The sequence below is a fragment of the Streptomyces sp. DSM 116793 genome, assembly GCF_057320905.1.
In genome coordinates, this window is record NZ_CM170494.1 from 1,397,413 (window position 1) to 1,414,130 (window position 16,718).

The following is a 16,718-nucleotide window of genomic DNA, read 5'->3' on the forward strand; positions in this document are numbered from 1 at the left end:
CACTGACAACCGGCTCTGATCAGCGGTTCTACGGAGTCCGGGACCGTACGCGGGCCGGCTCCTCAGCGCCCCGGGAGCGCTGCCTCGGCAGGACGGGGAGCCGGCCGGTGCCGCGGGCACCGGGTGCGGACGGCGTGCCCCGTCCGGGGGCCAGCCGGAGGATCACGGCGACCAGCAGGAGGAGCGCCACGGGGCCGATGGCCATCAGGGCGATCTGCCGCACGGGCGAGCCGCCGGAGCCGACGGCGGGGGCGTGCAGGTGCACCCGGACGGCGCCCATGCCGACGTAGTGCATCCCGAGCATGGCCAGGCCCATCACCAGGCCGGCGGCGGCACTCCAGCGCGGGCCCCTGCCCTGCCCAACCGTCCAGAGCGCGCCGGTGGCGGCCACGACGGCGATCAGCACGGAGGCGGTGACGGTGAGGGTGTTGTACTCCAGGCGCCCGCTGAGCCGGAGCCCTGCCATGCCCATGTAGTGCATGGAGGCGATACCCAGGCCGGTGACGGTGCCACCGGTGAACAGCGCGGGTCCGGTGATGCCGCGGTAGCCCACGATGAAGATCCCGGTGCCCACCATCACGATCGCGACGCCGAGGCCCGCGAAGGTGGTCAGCGGTGCGTAGTGGACCGGCGTGTGCGCGACGGCGAACCCCATCATCGCGACGAAATGGGTGATCCAGACCCCCGTGCCGAAGGCCGCGGAGCTGAGCGCGAGCCAGCCGGCCCGGGCCGGCTGGACGGTGCGCAGGGCCCTGGTGAGGCAGCGCAGGCCGAGCGCGCTTCCGGCACAGGCCGCCACATACGCCGTCAGCGGTGTCAGAAGACCGTAGCTGAAGCCGTCGACCTTGGCGTACATGGTGGGGCAGCCCTCCATCCTGTCGTGCCCGCGACGCGCGTCCGGTGCTTTTGACGCGCGTCCGGCCCGCTCACGCGCGCCGGTGGCCCCTGCCAAGAGCCCGTACGCCCCCGTTTAGACCGCTCGGTATGCGACCACGGGGTGAGGCGAGAGTACGGCTCGCCCCGGAACACATGAACGATTTTCCGGCAAAGAATCCCGGCTGATCACGCGTGCCCCATGTGATGGTTCTTCACAGATGGCGCTGCCTCGCACGTTGCCATCGTTTCACTCTGCGGACACCTCTCGCCTGTGTCCGTTCGACGGTCTGCTGTCAGGCTCGTACCGAACGTCCTCGCACGATGCGACGAACGCCCTCGTACGACGCAAGGAGTACCCGATGTACGCTCGCGCCGCCGCAGCCTCGACCGCCGCCCTGGTGGGCACCTGCGCCCTGCTCCTGCCGGCCCAGGCCGCCCAGGACGCCCCCTCCCGCCCGGTGGTCGTGGCGCACCGCGGCGCGTCCGGCTACGCCCCCGAGAACACCCTGGAAGCCGTCGACCAGGCCGCGCAGCTCGGCGTCGCCTGGGTCGAGAACGACGTGCAGCGCACCAGGGACGGCGAGCTCGTGGTGATCCACGACACCGATCTGAAGCGGACCACCGACGCGGAGGACGTCTTCCCGGACCGTGCGCCCTGGCGGGTCGGCGACTTCACCGCGGCGGAGATAGCCCGGCTCGACGCGGGCGCCTGGAAGGACGAGCGGTACGCGGGGACCCGGGTCCCCACCCTGGAGCAGTACCTCCGCCGGGTCGAGCACAACGGCCAGAAGCTGCTGATGGAGATCAAGGCGCCCGAGCTGTACCCGGGCATCGAGAACGACATCCTGAAGGTGCTCGGCCGGCGGCACTGGCTGGATCCGGCGCGCGTAGCCCACCGGCTGATCGTCCAGAGCTTCAGCGCGGAGAGCGTCCGGGCCGTGCACACCCTGCGGCCGGATGTGAAGACCGGCTTCCTGGGCGCACCCCCCGTCGCCGAGCTGCCCCGCTACGCGGCCTTCGCGGACCAGATCAACCCCGACCAGACCAGGCTCACGGCTCAGTACGTCAAGGCCGTGCACGCGCTGCGCGGCGCCCACGGCCGACGCCTGGAGGCGTACACCTGGACGGTGAACGACACGGCCACGGTGCGGCGCGTCGCGGGCTACGGCGTGGACGGGATCATCACCAACTACCCGGACACCGTCGCGGCGGCGCTCGGCAACCTCGCGGCGTCGTGCCCGTCCTGACCGCGCCCGATGCGTGGGCAGGGGCGCGTGTCCGGCTCGGCCTCGCGTGCCCGGCTCGGCCGCAGGCTCGACTCGACCCGCATGCCCGACTCGGCCTCGCGTGCCCGGCTCGGCCGCAGGCTCGACTCGACCCGCATGCCCGACTCGGCCTCGCGTGCCCGGCTCGGCCGCAGGCTCGACTCGACCCGCATGCCCGACTCGGCCGCGCGTGTCCGGCTCGGCCCGCGCCTGCCCGGCTCGGCCGCTCCCGGCCCGTTGTCGGTGCCGTCACGTACGGTGGCCGTATGAGCGACGACCAGTACGAGGAGCGGGCCGGGCGGCCGGAGGGGACGCCGTACGGGGCGCGGGCCGGAGCGCCGGACGAGGCGCCCCAGGGGGCGGTCCGCGAGGCGGCGCCGGGCCGTGTCGTGTGGACCGTGGCCGGCACCGACATCGGCCCCCTGCTGCTCGCGGCGACCGAGCGGGGCCTGGTCCACGTGGTCTTCCACGCCTCGGGCGCGGTGCGTGACACGGCGCTCGCGCGGCTCGCCGCCCGGCTGGGCACCGAGCCCCGCGAGGACCCCGGCTCCCCGGTGCTCGCCGAGCCCCTCCGCCAGGTGGCGGCGTACTTCGCGGGTGAGCTGCGCGATTTCACCCTGCCGCTGGACTGGTCCCTGATCACCGGCTTCCACCGCCAGGTCCTGCGCGAGCTGGCCACCGGCGTCCCCTGCGGCACCGTGGTGGGCTACGGCGACCTGGCGCGCCGGGTGGGCCAGCCGGGTGCCGCGCAGGCCGTGGGGCTCGCCATGGGGGCCAATCCGCTGCCGGTCGTCGTGCCCTGCCACCGGGTCGTGGAGAGCGACGGCGGCATAGGCGGCTTCGGCGGGGGCCTGGAGACCAAGCGGAAGCTGCTGGCCCTGGAGGGTGTCCTGCCGCAGCCGCTGTTCTGAGCCGCGGCAACCGATCCCGGCTCCCGCGAGGCGGCCTGAGTGGAACGCGCCTGTCTGGGAAGTCGGTGGTGGTCGGAACGGCCCGGCGCCGGACGCGCGGGAAACCGGTCGGTCCCGCGCACCCCGGGCGGTGGGCCCCCTCATAGGAACGCACACGTAGGCCTCCGGGTGCCGTCCTGCGCCCGGCCGGTCCCACAGGGGTGCGGTCCACGGGAGTCGAAGGGACGGCGGTCTCATGACCAATCAGGCGGTCACGTACATCAAGCCGGGCGTGGTGGAGATCCACGAAACGGATTACCCGACGCTGGAACTCAGGCCCGGGCCGGGTGTGGCCCCGGAGAACGCCGGGCGCAAGTGCCGGCACGGAGCCATCCTCAAAGTGCTCGCGACCAACATCTGCGGCAGCGACCAGCACATGGTGCGCGGCCGGACCACGGCCCCCGAGGGCCTGGTGCTCGGGCACGAGATCACCGGCGAGGTCGTCGAGCGCGGCCCGGACGTGGAGTTCGTCCAGGTGGGGGACATCGTCTCGGTGCCCTTCAACATCGCCTGCGGTCGCTGCCGCAACTGCAAGGAGCGCGCGACCGGAATGTGCCTGAACGTGAACCCGGTGCAGCCGGGTGGCGCGTACGGCTATGTCGACATGGGGGGCTGGGTCGGCGGCCAGGCCGAGTACGTCATGGTCCCCTATGCGGACTTCAACGTGCTGCCCTTCCCGGACCGGGACCAGGCGCGCGAGAAGCTGCTCGACCTGACGATGCTGTCGGACATCTTCCCGACGGGCTTCCACGGGGTGGTGAGCTCGGGCGCGGGCGTCGGCTCCTCGGTGTACATCGCGGGCGCGGGCCCGGTCGGGCTCGCCGCCGCCGCGGCGGCGCAGCTCATCGGCGCGGGCGCGGTCATCGTGGGCGACCTCAACGCGGACCGCCTCGCGCAGGCCCGGAGCTTCGGCTGTGAGACCGTCGACCTCACCAAGGGCCGCCTCGAGGACCAGATCGCCGAGATCCTGGGGGTTCCCGAGGTGGACGCGGCGGTCGACGCGGTCGGGTTCGAGGCGAAGGCGCACGGCAGGAAGGGCGAGGAGGGCGAGGAGGCCCCCGCCACCGTCCTCAACTCCCTGATGAGCGTCACGCGCGCGGCAGGGGCCCTGGGCATCCCCGGGCTGTACGTCACCGAGGACCCGGGCAGCTCCGACTCCGACGCCCGCAAGGGCACCCTGAAGGTGCGCCTCGGTCTCGGCTGGTCCAAGAGCCACCGGTTCACCACCGGCCAGTGCCCGGTGATGAAGTACCACCGCGGCCTGATGAACGCGATCCTGAACGAGCGGGTGCACATCGCGAAGGCCGTCAACGCCACGGTCCTCAGCCTGGCCGACGCCCCGCGCGGCTACGAGGAGTTCGACAAGGGCGCGAGCCGCAAGTACGTGCTCGACCCGCACGGCGCCCTGGCTGGTGTCACACCCGTCTGACGCCGCGACGGCCGCACGCGCGCGTGGGGACGCGATCCACACGCGCGCGTGCGTGCATCCCCCGCCGGACCCGGCGGGGCGTCAGCCGTGCGCGGCCGGCGGGTCGTAGTGCCGCGCTTCGAGGACGTTCCCGTCCCGGTCGGGGAAGTAGAAGCTGCGGCGGGCCTCGCCCCGGGCCCCGAACGCGTTCTCGGAGATCTCCGAGAACGGCACGCCGTGCTCCTGGAGCCGTGACCGCAGGGCTTCGAAGGCGGCGGCGGGCAGGGCGACACAGACATGGTTGACGGGGTGGCCGGCGCTGCGCGCGGCGTCCGGGACCATCGTCATGCGCGGGGCCATCTCCAGGGGCATCAGGTCGAAGATCGTCTCCTCGTTGAGGCGGACCGACGGGAACGGAACCGTCCCGTCGACGAACTCGGCGAGCCGGAGCGGCGGCAGGCCGACCACCGTCGCATAGAACTCCGCGGACGCCACGGGGTCGCGCACCCACAGCACCACATGGTCGAACCGGGCCCCGCTCGCCGATCCCCTGGCCGCGCCCGGCCCGTACGGGCTGCCCGCGGCCGCCGTGCCCGCGGAGGCCGTGCCCGCGGCGGCTGTGCCCGCGGCGGCGCGCGAGCCACCCGTCGCGCGTGTTGCGCCTGATGCGTCCGGCCCGTCGGCGTGCTCTGTCATGCGCCCAGGCTCCCGCCGTACGGACCCGTCGGCAAGGGCACCACACGGCGAGCGGGACTTCCCGCCCTGGACAGGTGCAGCCCACCACGGCTTCCGAGCCGAGCCCGCCGCCCGTGGACGGGCCTGCCCCGCCGGCCACGCGGGCGGCAGGAGCAAGGTTTGCCGCGCCGGGTCACCCGCCGAAGATGTCAGGAGGCGCTTCGCTGCGCACCGCGGTCAGTTCCGACAGGCAGGAGAACCTTCGTGCTGGTGGTGTCCGAAGAGGTTCGGCAGGCGCTCACGGCCGGGCGCCCGGTCGTCGCGCTGGAGTCCACGATCATCGCGCACGGGCTGCCCCGCCCCCGCAATCTGGAGGTCGCCCTGGAACTGGAGGAGGCCGTGCGGGACGAGGGCGCCGTACCGGCCACCATCGCCGTCCTGGACGGGCGGCCCCATGCCGGGCTCGACACCGGGCAGCTGGAGCGGATCGCGGGCGAGGACGGCATCCGCAAGCTCGGCCACCGGGATCTGCCGCCGGCGGTGGCGACGGGCGCCAGCGGGGCGACCACCGTGTCGGCGACGGCGCTGCTCGCGGCCCGCGCGGGGATACGGGTGTTCGCGACGGGCGGGCTCGGCGGGGTGCACCGGGAGTGGACAGTGACGCAGGACGAGTCGGCCGACCTGGGCCTGCTGGCCCGCACCAGGATCACGGTGGTGTGCGCGGGGGTGAAGTCGATCCTGGACGTGCCGGCGACCCTCCAGCGACTTGAGACGCTGGGCGTGGCGGTCGCCGGGTACCGCACCTCCCGCTTCCCGGGCTTCTACCTGGCCGACTCGGGCCACCCGGTGGACTGGACGCTCGATACGCCGCAGGAGGTCGCGGCGGTCATGCGGGCCCAGGACGCGCTCGCGGGGCCGGATTCCGCGCTGATCGTCGCCCAGCCCGTGGCGGAGTCGGACCAGCTCGATCCGGCGCTGCACGCGCGCGTGCTGGCCGACGCGCTGCGGGAGTGCGACGAGCGGGGCGTGACCGGACAGGCCGTCACGCCCTTCCTGCTGGACCATCTGGTCCGGCACACCGGCGGGGCCTCGCTGGAGGCCAATCTGGCGGCCGTACGCGGCAACGTCCGGCTGGCGGGGCGCATCGCGGCGGCCTGGGCGACGGCGTGAGCGCGGGCGGCGCCGGGGAGCTGCTGGTCGTCGGGGACGTCGTCACCGATGTGGTGGCCCTGCACCACGGTCCCCTGGCGCGCGGCACGGACACCGCGGCCACCGTGCGGGTGCTGCCGGGGGGTGCGGGCGCCAACGTCGCCTGCTGGGCGGCCCACTGGGGCTGGCCGGCGGTGCGGCTGCTGGGCTGTGTGGGGGCGGAGTCGGCGGACTGGCACCGCCAGGCGCTGGTCGCCGCGGGTGTCGTGCCGCGGCTCGTGGTGCGTCCCGGGGCGCGCACCGGCACAGTGGTGTGCCTGGTGGACGGGGCGGCGGCAGCGGAGCGGACCTTCCTGACGGACAGCGGGGCGTCCGTGCGGCTCTCCCCCGCCGACTGGCCGCCGTCCGCGCTGGACGGCGTCGCCCATGTGCACGTGTCGGGCTATCTGCTCTTCTCCGCTTCGGGGCGCGACCTGCTGGCGGCGGTGGTGACGTCGGCGCACGCGCGCGGGGTGCGGGTCAGCGTGGACCCGGCGTCGGCGGGGTTCCTGCGGGCGCTGGGCGTCGGACGCGTCCTGTCGCTGCTCGACGGCGTGCACGTCCTGCTGCCGAGCCGGGACGAGGCACGGCTGCTGACCGGGCTGTCCGGTGCCGCGGACGCCGCCGCCGAGCTCAGCAGGGCGTTCCCCCTGGTGGTGGCGAAACAGGGGGCGGACGGCGCGCTGGTGGCGCGGGACGGTGCGGTACGGGCACGGGTGCCGGCCGTCCCGGCGACCCCGAAGGACACCACGGGCGCGGGGGACGCCTTCACGGGCGCCTTCCTCGCGGCGCTGCTCGCGGGCGCGCCGCCCGAGGACGCGGCGCGGGAGGGCTGCCGTGCGGGGGCGCTCGCCGTCGGCACGCCGGGCGGAAGGCCCCCGGCCGGGAGACGCCGGACGGCGGGGGCACCGGCCCAGAGGCATGGGCACGCACGGCCACCTGCCGGGAGGCACGGGGCCACCGGGGCACCGGCCGGCCGGCATGGGAACCCAGGACCCCCGGCCGGGGCCACCGGCGCACAGGGCCACCGGCCGGCGGAGACCGGGGACGGTGAACCCGGACGGTGAACCCGAGACGGTGGGCATGAGGCGGCGGGTGCAGGCGTTGTGGGGTTGTCCACAGGCTGTCACGGCTGTCGGCGGGGGCTGGCAGACTGGCCCGCCGAGAGCACAGTCCAGGCAAGGAGCCGTACATGTCGATGGCGGGCAATCTCCGGAGGGTCAGGGACCTTCGCGGCGTGGGTGGCCTGCGTAAGGTGGCACGCCTGACGCGCGGCCGTACCCGTACCGTCGACCTGAGCCACCACGCGCGCTCACCGCTGGGCTCGGCGGTGGTGAACTGCGTGACGTACCACCACGGCGTCCGGCAGCCCGGCGGTCCCGGGCTGGTCGACGCGGTCGAGCAGGTCCGCTCGGCGGGCGAGGGCTTCGTCTGGCTGGGGCTGCACGAGCCCTCCCAGGACGAGTTCAAGGACGTGGCGGCGCTGTTCGGCCTGCACCCGCTGGCCGTGGAGGACGCGGTGGACGCCCACCAGCGCCCGAAGGTGGAGCAGTACGGCGACTTCCTCTTCGCGGTGTTCAAGACCGTCTGCTACGTGGAGCACGCCGAGCTGACCGCGACCAGCGAAGTGGTGGACACCGGCGAGATCATGGTGTTCGTCGGCAAGGACTTCGTCATCACCGTCCGGCACGGACGGCACGGCTCGCTGGGCCCGGTCCGCGAGGGCCTGGAGGCCGATCCGGAGCAGTTGGCCAAGGGTCCGGCCGCGGTGCTGCACGCGGTGGCGGACCACGTCGTGGACGAGTACGTGGCCGTGACCGACGCCGTCCAGGACGACATCGACCTGGTGGAGAGCGAGGTCTTCGCCGAGGACGGCGCGCGGACCGATCCCGGCCGCATCTACCAGCTCAAGAGGGAGCTGCTGGAGCTCAAGCGTGCGGTGCTGCCCCTCACCCGTCCCGTCACCGTGCTCGCGACCGAGCGGATACGGCTGATACCCCCGGAGATCCGCGCCTACTTCCGCGACGTGGCCGACCACCTGGCCAGGGCGGTGGAGCAGACGGCCGCCTTCGACGAGCTGCTGAACTCCATCCTCCAGGCGCACCTCGCGCAGGTGACCGTCAAGCAGAACGAGGACATGCGGAAGATCACCGCCTGGGCCGCGGTCATCGCCGTGCCGACGATGGTCTGCGGCGTCTACGGCATGAACTTCGACCACATGCCCGAGCTGCACTGGCGGTTCGGCTACCCGCTGGTGTGGGCCGTGATCCTGGTCGCCTGCGCCCTGCTGTACCGGGGGTTCCGGCGCGCCGGATGGCTGTGACCGGGCGGAGGGGGCGTCCTCCCGCCGTGCGCGCGCCCCGGGCGGCCGCCCGGCCCCTGAGTGCTCAGGACGTCGCGTAGACGGACCCGGCCCACTGGGCGAGCTGGTCCTCCGAGAGATGGCTGACCAGGTCGCACTCGCTGATCATGCCGACGAGGCGCTTGTTCTCGTCGATCACCGGCAGGCGCTTGATCTGGTGGCTCTGCATCTCCTGGAGCGCGTCGCTCACGTCGTCGCCGGTCGCCACCCAGCGCGGGGTGCCCTGGGCCAGGTCGCCCGCGGTCGTCGTGGACGGATCCTGCCCGCGGGCGACGCAGCCGACCACGATGTCGCGGTCCGTGAGCATGCCGCACATCCGCTCGTTGGAGTCGCTGATGGGCAGCGAGCCCACGTTCATGTTGCGCATCATCTGTGCGGCCCGATCCAGGCTCTCGGTGGCCGGGATCCACTCGGCGCCGCGGTGCATGATGTCTCCGGCGGTGGTCATAGACACCTCCACATACCGGTCCGCCGGCGCGGCGGCGGGTACGCCGGGTCCGGCACACCACGGTGCCGCGCCGCGCGGCTACGTTGCCAGTCTGCCTTCCGCTGCTTGCCGACTCTCCGTGGGACGCCTCGGCAAACCCGTCGCGGGACGGCTTCTGCACGGGTCCGGCCGGGCGTGCCCGGGGCGTGGGGAACCGCACGCGTGGCCACGACGGCGGCGAGGCACCGCCACCCGCGCGGCGCGGCCGGACGTCAGCGTGCGCCGAGGTTCCGGCAACCGACCCTCTGCCTGCCGAGGGCCACGTCGTCCAGCCGGACGTCGAAGCGGGCGGGCGAGGGATTCGCCTGGTAGAGCTGCCAGCCGAGCTTGACCGTGCGGAAGTGCGGAAAGACGAAGTCCACGGGGTTGCCGCCGTGGTGCGTGGTGTCGACGGTGAGATCCGGCTGCGCGTGGCCGTCGATCCAGACGGCGATCCGGTTCCGGGCGGCGTCCAGCTGCCACTCCAGGCACTGCCACACCCCGGCCCTGGCCGGCGCGGACTCCCGCCAGGCCGTCCAGTCGCCGGTCGGGCCGCCGTCGGACCCCACGCCCCACAGGTTGCGGCGCACGTCGGGCACGTACTGGCCGCCCAGCGGCCGGACGAAGCCCGGGCCGTCCCCGGTGGCCTCGACGAGGGTCCAGTGCGCCCAGTCCGGGGCGGTGGGGAACGCGTCGACCCGCACGCGCAGACGGCCCCAGAAGCTGTTGCGGGGCGGTGCGAAGCCGTTCACCCGGAGGAAGGCGCTGCCGTTGCCCTCCGTGCCGATGTGCAGGTCCTGCCCGCCCGCCCCGGCGGCCTCGACGGTGAGGGTGCCGTCCGTGGCGACGGTGTCCCAGTCCGGGCTGTGGGCGTCGCCGGGGGCGAGGTGGTCGAAGTCCTCGCAGAACAGCAGCGGGGCGGCACACCCGGCGCGGGGGCCGGGCTCGGGACGGCCGGTCCCCGGGGTGCCGGCCGCGCCCAGCGAGACGGGGGCTGCGGCGAGCAGCAGCGCCGCGACGGCGGCGGCGATCGGGCTCTTCCTCATGGCAGACGGACTCCTGATCGTGTGGCCGCCCCGCCGGAGAAATTGACGTGTACGCGTTCAGACTACCGGACGCCGCGCGCCTCCGCCGGGACTCCGCCTCTCTCGCCGCGGCCGCGACGCGCGGCCGGGTGCGCGCCCCCGTGTCCGCCCGGCATGGCCACGCTCCGACCGTGGACGACCGCGCCGGGCGCGGGCGAGGCATCATGGGCCGGGTGCGATTCGAAGCGATCACCTGGGAGCGGCTCGCGGAGCGGCTGGCCGAGCGGCTGGCCGGCCTGAAGCCCGAAGACGGCGGGGCGTGGCCGAGGATCGCGTTCGACGGTGCGCCCGCGGCCCGGCCCGGAGAGCTGGCCGAGCGGGTCGCCGAGGCGCTGCGGATCCTGGGCAGGCCCTCGCTCGTGGTCGGCGTGGCCGACTTCCTGCGCCCTGCCTCCCTGCGGCTGGAGCACGGGCGCGAGGACGTGGACACGTACTACGGCGCGTGGTTCGACACGGGCGCGCTGTGGCGGGAGGTCTTCGGTCCGCTGGAGGCGGGCGGCGACGGCCGGGTACTGCCCGACCTCTGGGACCCGGTCGCCGACCGCGCGACCCGCAGTCCGCGTGTCACCCTGCCGCCCGGCGGGCTGCTCCTGCTGCACGGGCCGCTGCTGCTGCACCACTGGTTCCCGTTCGACCTCACCGTCCACGTCCAGCTCTCCGCGGGCGCCCTGCGCCGGCACACTCCCCCCGGGACGCAGTGGACACTGCCCGCCTTCGAACGGTACGAGCAGGAGGTGGACCCGGCCGGCACGGCCGACGTCCTGGTGCGCGCCGACGACCCGCGGCGGCCCGCCTGGACGGCTTCTGAGCGCTCCTGAGAACCGGCCCCACCCGCCCCGCGTAAGCCCGGGCTGCTCGGGAAAAAGCACCACAAGGCAGACTTAACCCACCGATATACAGCCCCGGGCCGTGCGGGTGCGCCGCAGCGCGGCCACGGGTGAGGGAGTGGCCATGGCCGACCCCGAGGGCTTTGTGAACACCCCGCGCCAGGACTGGCCGCGCCGGCCCGTCGAGGAGCGGGTGCGCGACTGGGACGAGGTCGCCACTCCCGGCGCGCTGCTGCCGATCATCAGCAAGCAGGCCGGGCGGTGCATGGACTGCGGGGTCCCGTTCTGCCACCAGGCGTGCCCGCTGGGGAACCTCATCCCGGAGTGGAACATCCTGGTCTCCCGTGGCGACTGGGCGGCCGCGGCGGAGCGGCTGCACGCCACCGACAACTTCCCCGAGTTCACCGGCCTGCTCCGCCCCGCGCCCTGCGAGCCGGGGTGTGTGCTGGCCATCAACCAGACCGCCGTCACCATTGAGAATGTCGAGGCGGCCATCGCCGAGCGCGCCTGGCAGGACGGGCTGGTCTCCCCGCAGCCCCCTGACCGGCTGACCGGCTGACCGGCTGACCGGCTGACCGGCAGCAGGATCGCCGTGGTCGGTTCCGGCCCCGCCGGACTCGCCGCCGCACAGCAGCTGACCAGGGCCGGGCACACGGTCGCCGTGTACGAGCGCGACGATCGGCCGGGCGGGCTGCTGCGGTACGGCATCCCGTCGTTCAAGATGGCGAAGCACCACGTCGACAGGCGCATCGGGCAGATGCGCGAGGAGGGCACCAGGTTCCATACCGGCACGGACGTCGGCCGGGACGTGAAGGCCACCGACCTGTGCCGGCGCCATGACGCCGTGGTCCTGGCGGTGGGCGCCGCGGCCTGGCGGGAGCTGCCCGTGCCGGGCCGGGACCTGGCCGGCGTCCACCAGGCGATGGAGTACCTGCCGCCGGCCAACCGGGTGCAGGAGGGCGACATCGCCGTCTCGCCGCTGTCCGCGGCGGGCCGGGACGTGGTGATCGTCGGCGGCGGCGACACCGGGGCGGACTGCCTCGGCACGGCGATACGCGAGGGCGCCCGGTCGGTGACGCAGCTCGACATCTATCCGCGGCCGGGCACCGAGCGCGACGAGGCCGGGGAGCCCTGGCCGACGTATCCGAAGATCTACCGGATGTCGGCCGCCCATGAGGAGGCCCGCGAGCTCGGCACCGCGCCGTCGGCCGACGCGGACGCGCGGCTGTTCGCGGCGTCCACCCTGCGCTTCTCGGGCGGTGCCGAGGGGCGGGTGCGGGCCGTGCACCTGGTGGAGGTGGACGACGAGCGGCGGCCGAGGGCCGGCACGGAGCGCGAGCTCCCCGCCGACCTGGCGCTGCTCGCCCTCGGCTTCTCGGGTCCCGGGCGGGGCGACGGGATCCTGGACCAGCTGGGCCTGGAACTCGACGAGCGCGGCACCCTGGAGCGCGACCGCGACTTCGCCACCGCCGTACCGGGCGTCTTCGCGGCGGGCGACGCGGCCCGCGGCGCCTCGCTGGTCGTCTGGGCGATCGCCGAGGGCCGTGCCGTGGCCTCCGCCGTGGACCGCCACCTGACGGGCAGGACCGGGTTGCCCTCCCCCATCGGGGCCTTCGACCGGCCGATGTCCGTGTGAGACACGGCCGGTACGCGGTGAGCCGGCGGCCGCCCCCTCGGCCGCCGGCCGGCCGTCACGGCTTGCGCGCCGCCCCCGCGTGGCCCGGGACCGGGCCGTCGTCCTGCCCCGTCACGGGCTCGCCCGGCTCCGGCCGCCGCGGCGAGGCGCCGACCACGACGGGGCCGGTGAGGTCGCGACCGTCGACGGCGCAGGAGACGACGTGTGGGTCGGGGGCCACCCGCCGGGCGGCCTGACGCGGGGTGGACTCGGCCGGGGCCCCCGTCCCGATGTCCGCGAACCGCCGTACGCCCTGGGGCGCCGGCCAGCGCGTGGCGCGGTGCGCGAAGGCTCGGTTGACACGTGCCATCAACGGCAGAGGAGGCTCGGGGGCGAGGAGTTGTCTGCCCCTCTTCCGGTCGGCCGGGTGGGTGTCCCTGCCGCCGGGGAACCAGTCGCACATCCGGGCGGGGTGCGGCGTTCCGGAGTCGATGAGCGACGGGCCGCGGGGGGAGGCGGTGTCGTTCGCGGGCATGTCGAGGGCTCCAGGAGTCTGTGAGGTGCTGTGGGGGGCTGTGGACGTGTGGTGCCCGGTCAGGAGAGCAGGAAGTCCGCTTCGCCGGCCTTGGCGCCCAGGATGAACGCGGTGATCTCGCCAAGGGTGTAGATCAGCGCGGGCCCGTCGGGGTCGGCCGACTGCCGGACGGCCACTCTGCCGTCGGCGAGCTTCATGGCCTCGACGCAGTTGCCGCCGTTGCCGCCGCTCCACGGCTTGTGCCAGCCCTCCGTGCCCAGGTCGCTGGAGGGCATTCCGTTGTATATGGGGGGTTGTTGCATTCACAGCTCCTTGCGGAAATCCCGGAGGATCTCCTTCGTGCGATGTGCTGTGGCGGCGTGCGCCGCCATGCGGTCCATGACCTCGAGGTGGGTGGCCACCTCGGCACGCGCGTCAAGATAGACGGCGCCGGTCAGGTACTCGCTGTAGACCATGTCGGGGAGTTCCGGCACGGCGAATCGGAACAGCACGAAGGGCCCGTAGGTGCCGGGATGCGGTCCGGACGCGAACTGGGCGATCTGGAGCGTCACATTGGGCAGCCTGGACGCCTTCAGCAGACGGTCGACCTGCCCGCGCATCACGTCCGCGTCGCCCACGGGCCTGCGCAGCGCCGTCTCGTCCATGACCACCCACAGCCGCGGGGCGTTCTCCCGGGTGAGCAGCTCCTGCCGCTGCATGCGCAGCGCCACGTGCCGCTCGATGTCCTCGGGCCGGGTCTGGCCGATCGCGCCGGACTGCAGGACCGCGCGCGCGTAGTCCTCGGTCTGCAGCAGACCCGGCACGAAGTGTGGTTCATACGATCGAATGAGACTGGCCGCGCCCTCCAGGCTGACGTACATCGAGAACCAGCCGGGGAGGATGTCGTGGAAGCGCTGCCACCAGCCGGGCCTGTTGGCCTCCTCCGCGAGCGCGACGAAGTCGGCCGCCTCTTCCTCGCCGATGCCGTACGACTTCAGCAGGAGCTGGAGGTACGGGATCTTGAGGGCCACCTCCGCCGTCTCCATACGGCGGACCGTGGCGGGCGCCACGCGCAGCACTCGCGCGGCCTCCTCACGCTTGAGACCCGCGCGCTCACGCAGGTCCTGGAGGCGCCGGCCCAGAACGACCTGGCCGACCGTCGGTGCAGACCGCGGTTCGCTCACGTCCCACCTCCACCTGGTCAGCGTTGCACAAGTCCGGTCCCCGTCATGCCCCGGGGCCCGGAGGACGCCCTCCCGGCAGGCCCGCGCAGGCCGAATCGCCCGCGCCGCGAGCTGATGCGAGCAGTCTGCCACGGGCCCTTGGAAGGTCACAGTGCACTCTGCACTTTTCAGAGTGCCACTTGCCAAGTGTTCATGGCGGGGAGATAGTGGCAAGCGTGACTCCGTCCGTGCCGTTAAGAACGACGGCCACCGAAACCGGTACGGGTAGCGATGCCGTGGTTGCGGCGCTCCCGGTGGAGGCCGTTGTGCGTCATTTCCGCTTTGAGCTGACCGCTCATCCGGGCTCTGCTGCGCAGGCCCGGCGGATGACGCGCGCCTGGCTCGCGGCCTGGGCGGTCTGTGAGGACACCTGCGACTCGGCCGCGCTCGTCGTGTCCGAGCTGGTCACCAACGCGATCGTGCACACCTCCTCCCGGCAGATCGTCTGCGAGCTGCGCGACGAGGACGGCAAGGTACGCATAGCGGTGGGTGACGAGGGGCGGGCACATGGTGACCCGAACCCTTCTGCGGTCGGCCGGGACGAAGAGGAGCACGGGAGGGGATTGCTTCTCGTATCGGCCGTCTGCAGCGCCTGGGGTGCACAGGAGACCGGTCCCGGGCTGCGGGTCTGGGCGGAACTGCCCCGGGAGGCGGGGAACCGCCCCTCGGGGCCGGCAGCGGACACCGTCCGCGGAACGGGGGCCGAATGGGTGTCATGACACCGGCTCTGCTGAGCCTCGACACGCTGGTCGGCCTCGCCCGGAGAAGAGAACCGCGCGGGGCCGCCTGGGCGCGCCTCGCGGTGCCCTCCGGGATGACGGCACCGCTCGGCTGCGACGCGGTCGCCGTACCGGCCGCGTACGGCCGCCGGGTGCTCGACCGGCTGCCACGGGTGGGGTGCGTGTACGGCGACGGGGCGCACTGGTGGTGGATCGTGCCGTCCGACTCGGACGTGGCCCTGGAGTGGCCCGCGCCCGCCCGCTACACCACCGGCGCGGTGGTACCGGACGCGCTCCGTCCGCCCTGCCTGATCCACCGCCCGGACGGCAGCGTGCCGTACACCCCGCCGATCCCGCTCTATCTGGCGCTGTGCCGGATCACGGGGACGGCTCCGGCGTGGTCCGACGCGTTCTCGGCGTGAGGGCCGGGGGGGCGGTGACCGGTCAGGGGTCAGGGGTCAGCGGTCAGCGGTCAGCGGTCACTGAGGGTAGCCGGGTGTCATCGGGGGCCCGGACCGGCGCCCCCGGCGGCGTCCCCGAGCCGGCGCCCGGGTGGACGCCCGGCCGGTGAGCGGGGGGCTGGTGGAGTGCCCGGGCCGGCGAGCGGGGCGCCGGTGGAGCGCTCGGCCGGTGAGCGGGGGGCGTTCCGCGGATGCGGCCCGTCGCCCCGGGCCGGGCCTGTCGCTCGGCGCAGGAACGTGGTCTCGGTGCGGGAACGTCGCCTCAGCGCAGGTCCGTCGCTCGGTAAGTACGGCCGACGCCCTCCTCGTACTCGTCGTGGTACCGCACCCCCGCGCTGCCCGCAGGCGCGCCCAGGCCGGTGAGCCGGCCCGTCGGCTTCTCCCACTCCTCCTGGCGGCCGAGCGCCGTCAGGTCGAGGAGGCTGCTGGTGGAGCCCACCGTGTCGGCTCCCCTGCCGTACGTCGAGTACGTGTGCAAGACGCGGTCGCCGTCCCTCAGGAAGCAGCTCAGCCCCGGCAGCTCCAGTGGCTGCTCCCCCTCGACGTAGTACGCCGTACCCGCGTCGCGGTGCTCCTCCGGGGTGCGGTAGTTGTACGAGATCGGCATGACGGACTCGTCGAGCGTCACATGGAAGTCGTAGTTGAAATCGCCTCCATACGACGAGTACCAGGGCAGCGTCCAGCCCATCCGGGCCTTGAACGGCTCGATCCTGGCCAGCGGCGCGCGGGAGACGGCGACCAGGGTGGTGCCACGGGCATGCAGGTGGGCGAGGTGGCCGATCTGGTCCACGAAGCCCGAGCAGTTCGGGCAGCCCGCGTCCCAGGCCGGGCCGAACATGAAGTGGTAGACGATGAGCTGCGCCCGGCCGTCGAACAGGTCCAGCAGGCTCGCCTTGCCCTCGGGGCCCTCGAAGACGTACTCCTTGTCGATCTCCACCATCGGCAGCATGCGCCGTTCCGCGTTGAGCTCGTCACGCGCGCGGGTGGCGGCCTTCTCCTTGGCGAGCAGTTCCTTCCGGGCCACCAGCCATTCGTCACGCGTGACGATCTGCGGGAGTGCCATGGTCTCTCCTGCTGGACGAAA

General features: G+C 73.6%; 18 protein-coding genes and 1 pseudogene. 11 read left to right on the top strand and 8 right to left on the bottom strand.

Annotation, left to right across the window (positions count from 1 at the left end; translation table 11 throughout):
- Nucleotides 1–28 precede the first annotated feature (28 nt).
- Nucleotides 29–856 (bottom strand): MHYT domain-containing protein, encoded by an 828-nt coding sequence (locus tag ACSMXW_RS05920; protein WP_485804407.1) that lies wholly within the window; start codon nucleotides 854–856, stop codon nucleotides 29–31.
- A 379-nt stretch (nucleotides 857–1,235) separates the two neighbouring features.
- Between ACSMXW_RS05920 and ACSMXW_RS05925 the strand changes: the two genes are divergently transcribed.
- The 4 genes from ACSMXW_RS05925 (at nucleotide 1,236) to fdhA (ending at nucleotide 4,520) form a co-directional block, all read left to right on the top strand.
- Nucleotides 1,236–2,123 (top strand): glycerophosphodiester phosphodiesterase, encoded by an 888-nt coding sequence (locus ACSMXW_RS05925; RefSeq protein WP_485804408.1) that lies wholly within the window; start codon nucleotides 1,236–1,238, stop codon nucleotides 2,121–2,123.
- A gap of 27 nt (nucleotides 2,124–2,150) precedes the next feature.
- Nucleotides 2,151–2,411: a hypothetical protein gene (locus tag ACSMXW_RS05930; protein WP_485804409.1), complete on the top strand. Its 261-nt coding sequence runs from the start codon at nucleotides 2,151–2,153 to the stop codon at nucleotides 2,409–2,411.
- Nucleotides 2,408–3,052: a methylated-DNA--[protein]-cysteine S-methyltransferase gene (locus ACSMXW_RS05935; RefSeq protein WP_485804410.1), complete on the top strand. Its 645-nt coding sequence runs from the start codon at nucleotides 2,408–2,410 to the stop codon at nucleotides 3,050–3,052. The genes ACSMXW_RS05930 and ACSMXW_RS05935 overlap by 4 nt, the downstream gene beginning before the upstream one ends.
- Nucleotides 3,053–3,287: 235 nt before the next feature.
- Nucleotides 3,288–4,520, top strand: coding sequence for a formaldehyde dehydrogenase, glutathione-independent (fdhA, locus tag ACSMXW_RS05940; protein ID WP_485804411.1), 1,233 nt, complete (start codon nucleotides 3,288–3,290; stop codon nucleotides 4,518–4,520).
- Nucleotides 4,521–4,601: 81 nt separating this feature from the next.
- Here the strand turns inward: fdhA and ACSMXW_RS05945 are convergent, their stop codons facing one another.
- Nucleotides 4,602–5,018 carry a VOC family protein gene (locus ACSMXW_RS05945; protein ID WP_485807836.1) on the bottom strand — a complete coding sequence of 139 codons (417 nt, stop codon included), beginning with the start codon at nucleotides 5,016–5,018 and terminating at the stop codon, nucleotides 4,602–4,604.
- A 420-nt stretch (nucleotides 5,019–5,438) separates the two neighbouring features.
- On the opposite strand from ACSMXW_RS05945, the gene ACSMXW_RS05950 reads away from it, so the two are divergent.
- The 3 genes from ACSMXW_RS05950 to corA all read left to right on the top strand — a co-directional run bounded on the left by ACSMXW_RS05950 (nucleotide 5,439) and on the right by corA (nucleotide 8,685).
- Nucleotides 5,439–6,344: a pseudouridine-5'-phosphate glycosidase gene (locus ACSMXW_RS05950; RefSeq protein ID WP_485804412.1), complete on the top strand. Its 906-nt coding sequence runs from the start codon at nucleotides 5,439–5,441 to the stop codon at nucleotides 6,342–6,344.
- A complete protein-coding gene (locus ACSMXW_RS05955) occupies nucleotides 6,329–7,429 on the top strand; it encodes a carbohydrate kinase family protein (RefSeq protein WP_485807838.1) in 1,101 nt (366 codons plus the stop codon). Before ACSMXW_RS05950 ends, ACSMXW_RS05955 begins: the two co-directional genes overlap by 16 nt.
- A gap of 125 nt (nucleotides 7,430–7,554) precedes the next feature.
- Nucleotides 7,555–8,685, top strand: coding sequence for a magnesium/cobalt transporter CorA (corA, locus tag ACSMXW_RS05960; RefSeq protein WP_485804413.1), 1,131 nt, complete (start codon nucleotides 7,555–7,557; stop codon nucleotides 8,683–8,685).
- A 64-nt stretch (nucleotides 8,686–8,749) separates the two neighbouring features.
- On the opposite strand, the gene ACSMXW_RS05965 is transcribed toward corA, so the two are convergent.
- A complete protein-coding gene (locus ACSMXW_RS05965) occupies nucleotides 8,750–9,172 on the bottom strand; it encodes a CBS domain-containing protein (protein ID WP_485804414.1) in 423 nt (140 codons plus the stop codon).
- 251 nt (nucleotides 9,173–9,423) lie between these two features.
- Nucleotides 9,424–10,236, bottom strand: coding sequence for a hypothetical protein (locus tag ACSMXW_RS05970; protein WP_485804415.1), 813 nt, complete (start codon nucleotides 10,234–10,236; stop codon nucleotides 9,424–9,426).
- A 203-nt stretch (nucleotides 10,237–10,439) separates the two neighbouring features.
- Between ACSMXW_RS05970 and ACSMXW_RS05975 the strand changes: the two genes are divergently transcribed.
- Both ACSMXW_RS05975 and ACSMXW_RS05980 read left to right on the top strand, forming a co-directional pair.
- On the top strand, nucleotides 10,440–11,093 hold the full coding sequence (locus ACSMXW_RS05975) for a nucleoside/nucleotide kinase family protein (protein ID WP_485807840.1): 654 nt from the start codon (nucleotides 10,440–10,442) through the stop codon (nucleotides 11,091–11,093).
- A gap of 133 nt (nucleotides 11,094–11,226) precedes the next feature.
- Nucleotides 11,227–12,738, top strand: a pseudogene (locus ACSMXW_RS05980) (glutamate synthase subunit beta).
- Nucleotides 12,739–12,793: 55 nt separating this feature from the next.
- On the opposite strand, the gene ACSMXW_RS05985 reads toward ACSMXW_RS05980, so the two are convergent.
- From ACSMXW_RS05985 to ACSMXW_RS05995, 3 genes are read right to left on the bottom strand one after another with little or no spacing between them, the layout of a single operon-like run.
- Nucleotides 12,794–13,252, bottom strand: coding sequence for an SAM-dependent methyltransferase (locus ACSMXW_RS05985; RefSeq protein WP_485804416.1), 459 nt, complete (start codon nucleotides 13,250–13,252; stop codon nucleotides 12,794–12,796).
- 59 nt (nucleotides 13,253–13,311) lie between these two features.
- A complete protein-coding gene (locus ACSMXW_RS05990; protein WP_485804417.1) occupies nucleotides 13,312–13,554 on the bottom strand; it encodes a DUF397 domain-containing protein in 243 nt (80 codons plus the stop codon).
- Complete coding sequence (locus ACSMXW_RS05995; RefSeq protein ID WP_485804418.1) at nucleotides 13,555–14,415, bottom strand: helix-turn-helix domain-containing protein; 861 nt, start codon at nucleotides 14,413–14,415, stop codon at nucleotides 13,555–13,557.
- 365 nt (nucleotides 14,416–14,780) lie between these two features.
- Between ACSMXW_RS05995 and ACSMXW_RS06000 the strand changes: the two genes are divergently transcribed.
- Nucleotides 14,781–15,173: an ATP-binding protein gene (locus tag ACSMXW_RS06000; protein ID WP_485804419.1), complete on the top strand. Its 393-nt coding sequence runs from the start codon at nucleotides 14,781–14,783 to the stop codon at nucleotides 15,171–15,173.
- A complete protein-coding gene (locus ACSMXW_RS06005) occupies nucleotides 15,161–15,595 on the top strand; it encodes a hypothetical protein (protein WP_485804420.1) in 435 nt (144 codons plus the stop codon). The genes ACSMXW_RS06000 and ACSMXW_RS06005 overlap by 13 nt, the downstream gene beginning before the upstream one ends.
- Before the next feature lie 301 nt (nucleotides 15,596–15,896).
- Here the strand turns inward: ACSMXW_RS06005 and ACSMXW_RS06010 are convergent, their stop codons facing one another.
- Nucleotides 15,897–16,697 (bottom strand): DUF899 domain-containing protein, encoded by an 801-nt coding sequence (locus ACSMXW_RS06010; protein WP_485804421.1) that lies wholly within the window; start codon nucleotides 16,695–16,697, stop codon nucleotides 15,897–15,899.
- Nucleotides 16,698–16,718: the final 21 nt, after the last annotated feature.